The following is a 12,749-nucleotide window of genomic DNA, read 5'->3' on the forward strand; positions in this document are numbered from 1 at the left end:
TACCACCTAAAATAGTGTCCGGTTTTATTAGACCACTACAGAATTAAAGAGCGGAATAAAGGTTGGGAATACAAAGCGTTTGAATGAAAATCAGAAGACCGTAACTGAAGATTAATCTTTATGTTTTTTCGGCACTGTCTCTGCCTTCTGAATATTGCGGCAAACCGTCTGTCACTGGATTCCAACAAGCAGAATAATGCATGAATATATGGGCATCGGGTCTGTTTGGTATGTCTGAATCTAGAGTTCCCAGTGAGAACTCTACACACTCTCCGCTGTCGTTTGATGGCCTAAAGACAAGGCTTGAACCGCAGTTATCACAAAAGAGTCTTTTGCTACCATTGACGCCCAAATACTCTTTCAAGTTTTCTTTGCCCGACAGCCAATGAAAATTCTCTGCAAGAGCTTCACCAAAGGTCGCGAACGCCGCGCCATGAAATTTTCGACACATTGAGCAGTGACAGTGCGCCATTTCCTTTTCGATTTTATCAACAGAATATTTGACTGCACCGCAAAGACACGATCCCTTGTATGGTGGAAATACTTCAATATCAATCATTTCAATGCTCCGCTGAATTTTTCTTAAGAATAAGATTTTATTCTGTATGTAGTTCTAACAATAATGATTCAAACAAGAAATGAGCCACAGACCTATTACATGCATTTATGTGTTTCTCGTCATCTAGATACACATACATCTTATTTACCCAGCGTAATTGTTCCTCTGTATAATTTGCCCATAAAAAGTCAGTTGTTTGACCGCGTGTTCTAGATGCACAAATAATTATATTACTGGATGGCACATCATTGAGACCTAAATGCTCTTTTATGATTTCTGCATTATCTCCAGGAGTCACTATGCTAACTATTTTTTCCTTGATTTTGAAAGTAACAGAGAAATCTAATTCGCATTCAATACGTCCAGAGGTCAAAGTAGCCACCTTATCTAGCTTTTGAGCAAGGTAGCGTAATGTAGACGTTTTGCCTGTATTTTCCGCCCCATACAAGACGTATAACAACTGATTGTTTTTCATTAATTCTCCATTAATGCGAAGGTTTGGCTCAGATCAAAAATAGAATTGTGACGTTTTCTTCAACACAATGAGTGGACGATAATGTCACTTTCTATCGCAATGCAATTTGCCCGCTTTGCCCCAATGCTCATCATCGAAGTTTTGGAAAAATACTGTGATGGCTTCAGGTGGTAATTCATAGGCTTCTTCAAATGCTTCAGTAATTCGTTGAATCAATAATTGTTTTTGCTCTTTGCTACGACCTGGAGATTGTTGGATAGTTATTATTGGCATGAACTTGCTCCTTTTAGAGGCTGTCGCAAAACTACTGCGCTCGATAATTCAGCGTTAAAAATCGTCTCAAAATGCTCATTTATAGGTATAAACTCCGCTTTTTCGTCGGTTTTTTGCCTTGCCTTATCTTCGCTCGTTACCTTTTGCGACAGCCTCTTTTAGATAGTAGTAAACATTGAACTAATATAATGGGTGAATGATTTTTCGTTATAACAGAGCTGCTGTGACCGACTCAATAATAGTCATAGATACTAAAAGACTTTCTAGTTAGCTACCAGTGTTTAGCTTACAAACCTTGATGTCGCCCTAAAGGACGACTTACCTTAGAAAATGTCTGATTACGGTCGTGCCTTCCTTATGTAGACCTACAAAAACCGATTAATTCTGCTAAACCTCATCCACACTTTCTGAACTCATATCATAGAAGAACGAACTTTGACGCGTTCTTTGCCAAAGTGTCGATTGACCTTACAGTTAAAGATAAACGATTCTTGATGAAGTCCACTAAAGTCCATCTACGCTTTCTGAACTGATACCACAGAAGAACGAACTTCGACGCAATCCTGATTGCGCGACTATATGGAGTTTCAGAGTCAGTTAAAAATTCCCTTCTTACAATTGCAAAAACAATCTATGCCTTCTGTGCGTTAGGTCAGAAGACAAATATCTATACAAAAGGGGTTTACGAGGCAATCTCTCTTAAAGCGAATTTTTGGTTACTTTTTGGGCGCTAGCAAAAAGTTACCCGCCCAGCAGGGCGGAATAAAGGTCGGGAATATAAAGCGTTTGAATGGAACCAGAAAAGGCACTCGTATTGCCCTATACGTCAAATGACGTATAGGGCTAAGTCATTNCCAGCAGGGCGGAATAAAGGTCGGGAATATAAAGCGTTTGAATGGAACCAGAAAAGGCACTCGTATTGCCCTATACGTCAAATGACGTATAGGGCTAAGTCATTTCGCGCATACCTTTCTATCGGTGATTTTTTAATACTGGCTCTACGGATTTGAGGTGTTCATACCTCGTCTAAAAAACCAAAAATATTATAAATCACAATAGGACGGCTCCAACTATGAAAATCAAAACGCTTACTTCTGCGATTGTGCTCTCTGGTGCAACGCTTATTGCGATTCCTTCGCTGGCAGCAGACACAATTAAGGTCGGTGTGTTGCACTCCTTGTCTGGCACCATGGCGATTTCTGAAACTACTCTAAAAGACACTGTCTTGATGATGGTGGATGAGCAAAACAAAAAGGGTGGTTTGTTAGGTAAGAAGATCGAAGCTGTGGTGGTTGACCCAGCATCAAACTGGCCATTGTTTGCAGAGAAAGGACGCGAATTATTAACCAAAGACAAAGTGGATGTGATTTTTGGTAGTTGGACATCGGTTTCTCGTAAATCGGTTTTGCCTGTATTGGAAGAGTTGAACGGTTTGATGTTCTACCCAGTTCAGTACGAAGGAGAAGAGTCGTCTAAAAACGTGTTCTACACAGGGGCTGCGCCAAACCAACAGGCGATTCCTGCGGTGGATTATTTGATGAACGATCTTGGCGTAGAGCGTTTTGTGCTAGCCGGAACAGATTACGTTTATCCACGTACCACCAATAAAATTCTTGAAGCCTACCTAAAAGCCAAAGGTGTTGCAGCAAAAGACATCATGATCAACTACACGCCATTTGGTCACTCTGATTGGCAGTCGATTGTTTCTGATATTAAAAAATTCGGTAGTGAAGGTAAGAAAACGGCTGTGGTTTCTACCATCAACGGTGATGCCAACGTGCCTTTCTATAAAGAATTGGGTAACCAAGGCATTTCTTCTGAAGATATCCCAGTGGTGGCTTTCTCCGTGGGTGAAGAAGAACTTTCTGGTTTAGATACGAAACCGTTGGTTGGTCACTTGGCAGCATGGAACTATTTCGAAAGCGTAGACACGCCTGAAAACGAAGCCTTCATCAAGGCTTGGCATGCATACACAAAAAATCCTGATCGCGTAACGAATGACCCAATGGAAGCGACTTACATTGGTTTCAAAATGTGGGCAAATGCGGTAACGAAAGCGGGCACAACGGACGTCGATGCGGTTGAACAAGCCATGATTGGTCAAACAACACCAAACCTTACTGGCGGTATTGCAGTGATGAACAAAAACCATCATTTGAGCAAGCCTGTACTGATTGGCGAGATCCAAGACGATGGCCAGTTTGAAGTGGTTTGGGAAACCGATGGTGTGGTTGCAGGTGATGCTTGGTCTGACTTCTTACCAGGCTCTAAAGATCTGATTTCAGATTGGACGGCGCCGATCAAGTGCGGTAACTACAACACCAAAACTAAGACATGTTCTGGTCAGAATTACTAATTTGACCCATTCCCAGGGGTAACCTCGACTCTCTGTCTAGCAGGCTAATAAGCGAGTTAGTCAGAGAGTCATTTTTTACCTTCTAACAAGCTTCTAACTTCTTTTTAGCGTTGTGTTTTTGAATGCTATCGCAATAAACCTACGACACTTGGAGTATGACCTTGAGACGTATCACCTTTAGACATTGTATTGCACTTTGTTGCTGTCTTTTTGGGCTCTTTTCCCTTTCTACTCATGCGGCTGAATCAGTGTCTTTAGATCCTTTGCTTGCTGAGTTAGGCGAGGCCAAAATCAAAGACATAGAGCCTATTCTCGTTAGAATTGAAGCCGTATCCGATGAAACCGTCCTGCCGCTTCTACGCACCTTATTAAACGGTAACTTGTATTACATCAAGGCAGAAAAAAAGGTCATTGGTGAATTCGAAACCAACGGCGAAACCTATTACAAAGACGTATTTACTGACGAAATTAATGCTGGCATTGATAAACGTGATGTCGACAAAATCCGTGTGAACAACAACTTACGTGGTTATTTGCGTAATGCCATTGCCCGTATTCAACTGACGTCCAAATCCCCAAGCGTACGTGAAAATGCCGTACGTGAATTACTGTCCAAATTAGATGACAGCACAGTGGCGGCGCTTGAACGTCTTTATCCATATGAGAGCAACAAAAAAGTAAAAGAAGCCATGGGATTGGCGCTTGCCATGAACACGGCGTCACAAACAGAATTAGCTCCCTCTAATCGTATTGCCGCCATTGAAAAGCTTTCCTCTAGTTTAGAAAACGATGTTCGAAATCTACTGACTACCTTAACTCGTGACGACAATACGGCGGTGGTGACGGCGGCGAATATCGCCTTAGAAAAAATCGCGCAACGGGCGAATCGTTTTGCCTTTGTCGATCAGTTGTTTTTTGGTTTGAGCCTTGGCTCGGTGTTGTTGCTGGCGTCCATTGGCTTGGCGATTACCTTTGGTGTGATGGGGGTCATCAATATGGCCCATGGCGAAATGATTATGCTCGGCGCTTACACAACGTACGTGGTGCAGTTGATGATGCCGAATTACATCGATTATTCGATTTGGGTAGCGATTCCTGCGGCCTTTTTGGTGTCGGGTTTGATGGGCGTATTGATCGAGCGTTTGGTCATTTGCCGCTTGCATGGTCGTCCATTGGAAACCTTGCTCGCCACTTTTGGTATCAGTTTGATCTTGCAGCAATTGGTTCGAACTATTTTCTCTCCTCTAAATCGTCAGGTGTCCACGCCTAGCTGGATGAGTGGTTCTTGGGAAATTAATCCTGTGTTGTCTCTGACACTAAACCGTTTATACATTCTTGCCTTTGCCTTGTTGGTGTTTATCGTCTTGGTGATCGTCTTGAAGAAAACGTCCCTTGGTCTAAACGTTCGTGCAGTCTCGCAAAATCGCAATATGGCAAAAGCCATGGGGGTAAAAACCAATTGGGTGGATGCGATGACCTTTGGTTTAGGTTCTGGTATCGCGGGTATTGCCGGTGTGGCGTTGAGCCAATTGACCAACGTAGGACCTAACTTAGGGCAATCTTACATTATCGACTCCTTCATGGTGGTGGTGTTCGGTGGTGTGGGTAACTTGTTAGGAACCTTGGTTGCGGCCTTCACTTTGGGTATTGCGACGAAATTTCTTGAGCCAACGACGGGGGCGGTTCTCGCAGCGATTCTGGTGTTGGTGTTTATTATTCTCTTTATTCAAAAACGTCCTAAGGGACTCTTTCCACAAAAAGGGAGGGCGGCAGAATGACACGTCTTACAGCTTGGTTTTCTGAAGGGCGCTCGACGGGCAAACACACTTTGCCATTTGTGGTGATTTTATTAGGTGTAACGATCTTGGCTTCGGCCGCGAATCTTTTGTTACCTGCTGACTCGGTGTTTTATGTCAGTACTTACACCATTACTTTGCTGGGTAAATATTTGTGCTACGCCATGCTGGCATTAGCGGTGGATATTATCTGGGGCTATTGCGGTATTTTGAGTTTAGGTCACGGGGCGTTTTTTGCCTTGGGCGGTTACGCGATGGGCATGTATTTAATGCGTCAAATTGGTGATCGTGGCGTTTACGGTAACCCATTACTACCTGACTTCATGGTGTTCTTAGACTGGAAAGAATTGCCTTGGTTTTGGCTGGGCATGGATCAGTTTTGGTTCGCTATGCTGATGGCGGTGTTTATTCCGGGGTTATTGGCTTTTGTGTTTGGTTGGCTGGCGTTTCGTTCTCGTGTTACTGGTGTGTATCTTTCCATCATGACGCAAGCCTTAACCTATGCTTTGTTGCTGGCTTTCTTCCGCAACGAAATGGGCTTTGGCGGCAACAATGGTCTGACCGATTTTAAAGAAATTCTTGGCTTTAATTTGCAAGCCGACAGCACACGCGTTGCTTTGTTTTTGATCACAGCGATTTTGCTGGCGGTGATCTTCGTGATTAGTCAGAAGATCTTGTCCTCTCGACTTGGCAAGGTGGTGTTGGCGATTCGTGATTCAGAATCTCGCTCACGCTTTATTGGTTATCGCACTGATAGATACAAGGTCTGGTTGTTTGTCTATTCCGCTGTGATTGCAGGTATTGCCGGTGCTTTGTATGTACCACAAGTCGGCATTATCAACCCTGGTGAATTTTCTCCAATTAACTCTATCGAGATGGTGATTTGGGTAGCAGTGGGTGGTCGTGGCACCTTGATTGGTGCGGTGATTGGAGCCTTATTGGTGAACTACGCGAAAACCCGTTTTACAGCCATCATGCCGGATGCTTGGCTGTTCGCCTTAGGCGCTATGTTTGTACTGGTTACCTTGTATTTACCTAAAGGTTTGATGGGCTTGTATGGCCAGCTAAAGGCTAAGCGAAACAGTGTTACGAAAAAGGAGTCGCAAGCATGAGTACCTTAGATAGTACCCGTGAATTCTTCCGCCGAGATCAGGTGTGGCCATTTTTGGCACCCGAGCAGGCCGCCGTAAACGTCGATAACCAGATGATTCTTTACGTGGAAGATTTGAATTTAAGCTTCGACGGTTTTAAAGCATTAAATAATCTGAATTTGTATATCAACGACGGCGAATTACGTTGTTTGATCGGTGCCAATGGCGCGGGCAAAACCACCTTGATGGATGTGATTACCGGTAAGACTCAGTGTGATTCAGGTACGGTTTTCTTTGGGCAAAATCACAACTTATTGAACAAAGACGAAGCGGAAATTGCTCAGCTTGGTATCGGTCGTAAATTCCAAAAGCCAACCGTGTTTGAAGAGCAAACCGTGTTCGATAATTTGGAATTGTCACTTAAAACCGACAAACGTGTCTTGCCGACTTTATTCTCGCGTTTAACGCCGACGCAAATTGATCGCATTGATGAGGTGTTAAAAACCATTGGTTTGGCTAAGCAGCGCTTTATGCTGGCGGGGGCTTTGTCTCACGGACAAAAACAATGGTTAGAAATCGGCATGTTGCTGGTGGCTGAGCCAAGACTCTTGTTGATCGATGAACCTGTAGCGGGCATGACAGCCCAAGAAACCGAACGTACGGCCGAGCTGCTAACGTCTTTAGCGGGTGAGCGTACGGTGATTGTAGTCGAGCACGATATGGAGTTTGTGCGCAGTATTGCTCGCACGGTAACGGTATTGCATCAAGGTTCGGTGTTGGCCGAAGGCACGATGGATCAGATTCAAAGTAACAAAGACGTTATTGAAGTGTACCTTGGTGAAGAAGCAGCAGGTGAAGAAGCTGCGAAAACAGGAGCGTCAGCATGATTTCAATTAACAAGGTTGATCAACTTTACGGTGGCACGCAGATACTTTGGGGCTTGGATTTAGAGATTGTCCCTGGCTCCATTACTTGCATCATGGGGCGCAATGGCGTTGGCAAAACCACTTTGCTGAAAGCCATCATGGGCTTATTGCCGATCACCAAAGGCGAGATCACCATGGAAGGCGAAACCCTAAATAAGCAAAGTGCCGAAAAGCGCGCTTATTCAGGCATTGGTTACGTTCCTCAAGGCCGAGACATTTTCCCCATGCTTACTGTGGAAGAAAACTTGAGAATTGGTTTGCCAGTTCGAGGCAAGCGTACGAAAGACTCTCCAAAAGAAATTCCAGAGAAAATCTTCGAACTTTTTCCGGTATTGAAAGACATGTTGCATCGTCGTGGTGGTGATTTATCTGGCGGTCAGCAACAGCAGCTGGCGATTGGCCGTGCTTTGGTATTAGAGCCAAAAGTCTTGATTCTGGATGAACCTAACGAAGGTATTCAGCCGAACATTGTGAAGCAAATCGGCGATGTGATTTTAAAGCTGAACGAAGAAGAAGGATTAACCGTCATCTTGGTGGAACAAAAGCTTGGCTTCGCTCGTCGTGTCGGGAAAGAATTTCGTCTGATGGAAAAGGGACGCATTGTGGCGGCGGATAAAATGGAAAATCTCAACGACACCTTGATAAAACAATACTTGGCGGTCTGATTTTTGCATTGTTTAGCGATTAGGCGATACGCAAAAAACGCTATAGGGCATCAATGAATAATAAACATAATCTTGCTTTAGCAGAAGAATTCGAACAAAAGCCGCTGATAGAAACGTCCATGTTGCCCGAAGTTGGAGCTTCGCAGTGGCATGCGTTTCTGACTTTAGGCTTTAGTAAAACAGCCCGTGGTACTGTGCTGAAAACCTGTGATCACAAAGGGCCTTTGTATGTGCAAAAGCCTTTTTATCCTGAAGGTCGAGACACGGCACACATCTATTTATTGCATCCGCCAGGTGGTTTGGTATCTGGGGATCGTCTCACTATCACGGCAAACCTAGCCGAAAATACGCATGTTTTGATCACTACTCCGGGTGCTGGGCGTGTTTATCGTGCTCGTAAAGACAAAACTCTACAGCATCAAATTACTCAATTAAACGTCGCTGAGAACAGCTTAATGGAATGGTTACCGCAAGAAACCATCCTCTATCCGAATGCTCATACTCGCCTTGAAAACCGTATCGATCTTGCTGATAACGCTAAGTTTATCGGCTGGGAAATCACTTGCTTTGGCTTGCCAGCCAACAAAGAAGATTTTGGTGAAGGCCACGCAGAACAAGGCTTTCAGATTCGTCAGAATGGTCGCATTAAAGTTCGTGAACGTTTGGTCATAGACGATAGCAGCCGTGCTGTTTTTACGGCCAAAGCGGGATTAGATGGTAAACCAATCAATGGTTTGATGATTGCGGGGCCGTTTGATTCAGTCAATCAGGATGAATTGATCGATTCTTTACGTCAGCACTGTACCCAACATGGATCATTAAGTGGCGTAAGTTTGGTTGGCGAGTACATTTTCGTGCGCAGTCTTCATCATGATTCCGAACAAGTGAAGCAGCTATTTATTCAGTGTTGGCGAGAAATTCGCCCCGCATTAATCAATAAAGAATCCAATGAACCAAGAATTTGGGCGACCTGAAATTGTGCGCGTGCTCTATTTTGGTTCATTAAATTTAATTTAAAAGTCACACAATGAGGCATAGATATAAATGGAACTCCTGCCAAGAGAAAAAGATAAGCTTCTTGTATTTACCGCTGCCTTGCTTGCCGAGCGCCGCTTGAATCGCGGTCTAAAATTGAACTACCCCGAAGCCATGGCGTACATCACCATGGAAATTATCGAAGGCGCTCGCGATGGTAAAACCGTGGCGGAATTAATGGCCTACGGCAAAACCTTATTAAGCGCGGAACAAGTGATGGATGGTGTGGTGGAATTGATCCACGAAGTGCAGGTGGAAGCGACGTTCCCAGATGGGACCAAGTTAGTCACCGTTCATAATCCTATAAATTAATGACTACTCGTTACGTCATTGAATGTATGTGTCAGGTTCTTCTTTTAAAAGGAAAACATCATGATTCCAGGTGAAATTCAGGTAGCCGAAGGCGTTATCGAACTCAATGTGGGTCGCAAGACGGTGAAAATTCGCGTCGAAAATACCGGTGATCGTCCTGTGCAAATTGGCTCCCATTATCATTTTTACGAAGTGAACCCAGCCTTGTCTTTTGATCGTGAATTAACCAAAGGTTTTCGTTTGAATATCGCGTCTGGCACCGCTGTGCGTTTTGAGCCCGGTCAAGGTCGTGAAGTGGAGTTAGTCGAATACGCGGGTACGAAGACCATTTACGGTTTCCGAGGAGAAGTCATGGGCACATTGGCAGGAGCAGAATAATGGCGACGATGGATAGACAAAGTTACGCGCAAATGTTCGGTCCAACCACTGGCGACCGCGTGCGTTTAGGCGATACCGATATCTGGATTCAGGTGGAAAAAGATTTCACCGTGTATGGTGATGAAGTGAAGTTCGGCGGCGGCAAGGTCATTCGCGACGGTATGGGACAAAGCCAAGTGACCAATGATGTTGCCGTAGATTTGGTGATTACCAACGCCTTGGTACTGGATCATTGGGGCATCGTCAAAGGCGACGTTGGCATCAAAGAAGGCCGTATTTTTAAAGTCGGTAAAGCCGGTAACCCAGATGTGCAAGATAACGTGGATATTGTGGTTGGACCGGGTACGGAAGTGATTGCTGGCGAAGGTTCTATTTTGACCGCGGGTGGCATCGATGCGCACATTCACTTTATTTGCCCGCAACAAATTGAAGAAGCTTTGACCTCTGGCGTCACTACCATGATTGGCGGCGGTACTGGACCTGCGACGGGAACCAAAGCAACGACTTGTACGCCTGGGCCTTGGTATCTTGGCAAGATGTTACAAGCCACCGACAGTATGCCGATGAACTTGGGCTTTTTGGGCAAAGGCAATGCCAGTCTGCCAGAAGCCTTAGAAGAACAGCTAGAAGCGGGGGCTTGTGGTCTGAAACTACACGAAGATTGGGGAACCACGCCAGCGTCGATTGATTGCTGTTTGAGTGTGGCGGAAAAATACGATGTGCAAGTGGCGATTCACACCGACACCTTGAACGAATCGGGCTTTGTTGATAGCACCATTGATGCTTTTAAAGACCGTGTCATTCACACTTATCACACCGAAGGCGCAGGCGGCGGTCACGCTCCTGATATTATTCAAGCTTGTTCTAACCCAAATGTTTTACCTTCTTCAACCAACCCAACGCGTCCTTATACTCACAACACGGTTGATGAGCATTTAGACATGCTAATGGTATGTCACCATTTGGACAGTAATATTGAAGAAGACGTAGCTTTTGCGGATTCGCGGATTCGTAAAGAAACCATTGCTGCGGAAGACATTCTCCATGATCGTGGCGCTTTCAGTATGATTTCCTCAGACTCCCAAGCGATGGGACGAGTGGGCGAAGTGGTAACTCGCACATGGCAAACAGCCCACAAAATGAAGCAACAGTTTGGTTTATTACCAGAAGATCAAGAATTGGGTGCGGATAACTTTCGCGCTCGTCGCTACATTGCCAAGTACACTATTAACCCAGCCATAGCTCATGGTATTAGCCATGAAGTCGGATCGATTGAGCCGGGGAAAATGGCGGATTTAGTTTTGTGGAAGCCAGCCTTCTTTGCGGTGAAACCTTCGATGATCATCAAAGGTGGCATGATCGCCAGCGCACCAATGGGCGATCCAAATGCCTCTATTCCGACGCCACAGCCAGTGCATTATCGCCCTATGTTTGGTTCGTTCGGTAAGGCCGCAGCGGCGACGTCTGTGACCTTTGTTTCCAAAGCCGCCCTGAACAATGGTTTAAAAGAAAAACTCGGTTTGGATCGTACTTTGGTAGCGTGCAAAAACACACGCAATATTTCCAAACTCGACATGATTCACAACGATTGGCTGCCGAACATTACTGTTGATCCGCAAACCTATGAAGTGCGCGCGGATGGCGAATTATTAACCTGCGAGCCAGCTGAAGTCTTGCCCTTGGCTCAGCTTTACACTCTCTTTTAGGAAGTTAGCATGCTAGATATTTACGAAAGATTAGGTACTCATTGTCACGATTCAGTCCACACCACAGTGACGCTAACCCATGAACAGCGTGATCGTGGGCGCCTTAAACTTATGGGCGATAACAACGAAGAAGTTCGAGTTTTTCTTGAGCGTGGTAAGCCCTTATTAGTTGGTGAATTTTTAAAGTCTGAATGCGGCAAGATAGTTCAAGTGACAGGCGCAGTAGAAGACGTGGCTCATGCGAGCTGTGAAGACTGGGAAGCTTTTTCCAAAGCCTGTTACCACTTGGGCAATCGTCACACCAAAATCCAAATTGGCGAGCGCTGGCTACGTATCAAACCTGACCACGTTTTAGAAGACATGCTGCACATGCTTGGTTTGATCGTTACCCATGAAGAAGCGGTGTTTGTGCCTGAATCTGGAGCTTACAGTCATGGACACAGTCACCACTAACATTGTCACTACTGACATTCGCTTATTGCGGCTTTTGCAATTAAGTAGCGTGGGTTTGCCTGTGGGCGGCTTTGCTTTTTCTCAAGGCATGGAATATGCGATTGACCAAGGTTGGGTGAAAAACAAAGCCGAAGTATCTGACTGGATTGGCTTGCAGTTGCAGCAATTGGTAGCTCGTGTGGATTTACCGGTGCTGCGGTTATGTATGGACGCCGCTAAGCAGCAAAACACAGAAAGATTATTTGAACTGAATGATTTGGTACTGGCCTGCCGAGAAACCAAAGAGCTGCGACTGAATGATACTGCGATGGGAGAAGCTTTGTTTCGTCTAATGGGCAGCCTGCAAATAGATACGCCGTTTAAGCGTTTAGATGAGATGAGCTTTGTCACCTTGTTTGCCATTGCCGCCAACCATTGGGGGCTAGAAGTGGATCTTGCTTGTCTAGGCTTTGCTTGGTCTTGGCTAGAAAACCAAATTGCCGCCGCGACCAAACTGGTTCCCCTTGGGCAAACCCAAGCGCAAGAATTGTTAGGTGAATTACAGACAGACATTCGACACGCCATTGCCATGTCGTTAACCATTGAAGAAGACCGCATTGGCGCGGGGTTACCTGCCATCGCCATCGCCAGTGCGCAACATGAAACACAATATTCGCGATTATTTCGCTCTTAGGTGTATTTTATTTTGTAGGCCTGATGAGGGAGGTACGACCGTAATCAGGCG

Annotated in this window: 14 protein-coding genes; 11 read left to right on the forward strand and 3 right to left on the reverse strand. The window is 45.1% G+C overall.

What is annotated here, in order from left to right:
* Window positions 1-118: 118 nt before the first annotated feature.
* The 3 genes from KPL72_RS20730 to KPL72_RS20740 form a co-directional block, all read right to left on the reverse strand.
* Entirely contained in the window at window positions 119-559 is a 441-nt protein-coding gene (locus tag KPL72_RS20730) for a GFA family protein (protein WP_249422376.1), read from the reverse strand.
* A gap of 37 nt (window positions 560-596) precedes the next feature.
* Window positions 597-1,034 carry a hypothetical protein gene (locus KPL72_RS20735; protein ID WP_072840212.1) on the reverse strand — a complete coding sequence of 146 codons (438 nt, stop codon included), beginning with the start codon at window positions 1,032-1,034 and terminating at the stop codon, window positions 597-599.
* 84 nt (window positions 1,035-1,118) lie between these two features.
* Window positions 1,119-1,355 (reverse strand): tautomerase family protein, encoded by a 237-nt coding sequence (locus KPL72_RS20740; RefSeq protein WP_342742493.1) that lies wholly within the window; start codon window positions 1,353-1,355, stop codon window positions 1,119-1,121.
* A gap of 1,024 nt (window positions 1,356-2,379) precedes the next feature.
* Between KPL72_RS20740 and urtA the strand changes: the two genes are divergently transcribed.
* The 11 genes from urtA to KPL72_RS20795 all read left to right on the forward strand — a co-directional run bounded on the left by urtA (window position 2,380) and on the right by KPL72_RS20795 (window position 12,698).
* Window positions 2,380-3,663, forward strand: a complete 1,284-nt coding sequence (urtA, locus tag KPL72_RS20745; protein WP_219704306.1) for an urea ABC transporter substrate-binding protein — start codon at window positions 2,380-2,382, stop codon at window positions 3,661-3,663.
* A gap of 155 nt (window positions 3,664-3,818) precedes the next feature.
* Window positions 3,819-5,441, forward strand: coding sequence for an urea ABC transporter permease subunit UrtB (gene urtB / locus KPL72_RS20750; RefSeq protein WP_219704307.1), 1,623 nt, complete (start codon window positions 3,819-3,821; stop codon window positions 5,439-5,441).
* Entirely contained in the window at window positions 5,438-6,571 is a 1,134-nt protein-coding gene (gene urtC / locus KPL72_RS20755; protein WP_219704308.1) for an urea ABC transporter permease subunit UrtC, read from the forward strand. Before urtB ends, urtC begins: the two co-directional genes overlap by 4 nt.
* Window positions 6,568-7,437 (forward strand): urea ABC transporter ATP-binding protein UrtD, encoded by an 870-nt coding sequence (gene urtD, locus KPL72_RS20760; protein ID WP_219704309.1) that lies wholly within the window; start codon window positions 6,568-6,570, stop codon window positions 7,435-7,437. Before urtC ends, urtD begins: the two co-directional genes overlap by 4 nt.
* Window positions 7,434-8,141: an urea ABC transporter ATP-binding subunit UrtE gene (urtE, locus tag KPL72_RS20765; RefSeq protein ID WP_219704310.1), complete on the forward strand. Its 708-nt coding sequence runs from the start codon at window positions 7,434-7,436 to the stop codon at window positions 8,139-8,141. The genes urtD and urtE overlap by 4 nt, the downstream gene beginning before the upstream one ends.
* Before the next feature lie 53 nt (window positions 8,142-8,194).
* On the forward strand, window positions 8,195-9,115 hold the full coding sequence (locus KPL72_RS20770) for an urease accessory protein UreD (protein ID WP_219704311.1): 921 nt from the start codon (window positions 8,195-8,197) through the stop codon (window positions 9,113-9,115).
* Between the two features lie 70 nt (window positions 9,116-9,185).
* On the forward strand, window positions 9,186-9,488 hold the full coding sequence (locus tag KPL72_RS20775; RefSeq protein ID WP_110575688.1) for an urease subunit gamma: 303 nt from the start codon (window positions 9,186-9,188) through the stop codon (window positions 9,486-9,488).
* 60 nt (window positions 9,489-9,548) lie between these two features.
* The gene (locus KPL72_RS20780; protein ID WP_219704312.1) at window positions 9,549-9,866 is read left to right on the forward strand and encodes an urease subunit beta; all 318 of its coding nucleotides are present in this window, start codon (window positions 9,549-9,551) and stop codon (window positions 9,864-9,866) included.
* A complete protein-coding gene (gene ureC / locus KPL72_RS20785; protein WP_219704313.1) occupies window positions 9,866-11,572 on the forward strand; it encodes an urease subunit alpha in 1,707 nt (568 codons plus the stop codon). The genes KPL72_RS20780 and ureC overlap by 1 nt, the downstream gene beginning before the upstream one ends.
* A gap of 9 nt (window positions 11,573-11,581) precedes the next feature.
* A complete protein-coding gene (gene ureE / locus KPL72_RS20790) occupies window positions 11,582-12,025 on the forward strand; it encodes an urease accessory protein UreE (protein WP_219704314.1) in 444 nt (147 codons plus the stop codon).
* Entirely contained in the window at window positions 12,006-12,698 is a 693-nt protein-coding gene (locus KPL72_RS20795; RefSeq protein WP_219704315.1) for an urease accessory protein UreF, read from the forward strand. The genes ureE and KPL72_RS20795 overlap by 20 nt, the downstream gene beginning before the upstream one ends.
* Window positions 12,699-12,749 lie beyond the last annotated feature (51 nt).

It is taken from the genome of Marinomonas lutimaris, assembly GCF_019426345.1.
GTDB lineage: Bacteria > Pseudomonadota > Gammaproteobacteria > Pseudomonadales > Marinomonadaceae > Marinomonas > Marinomonas lutimaris.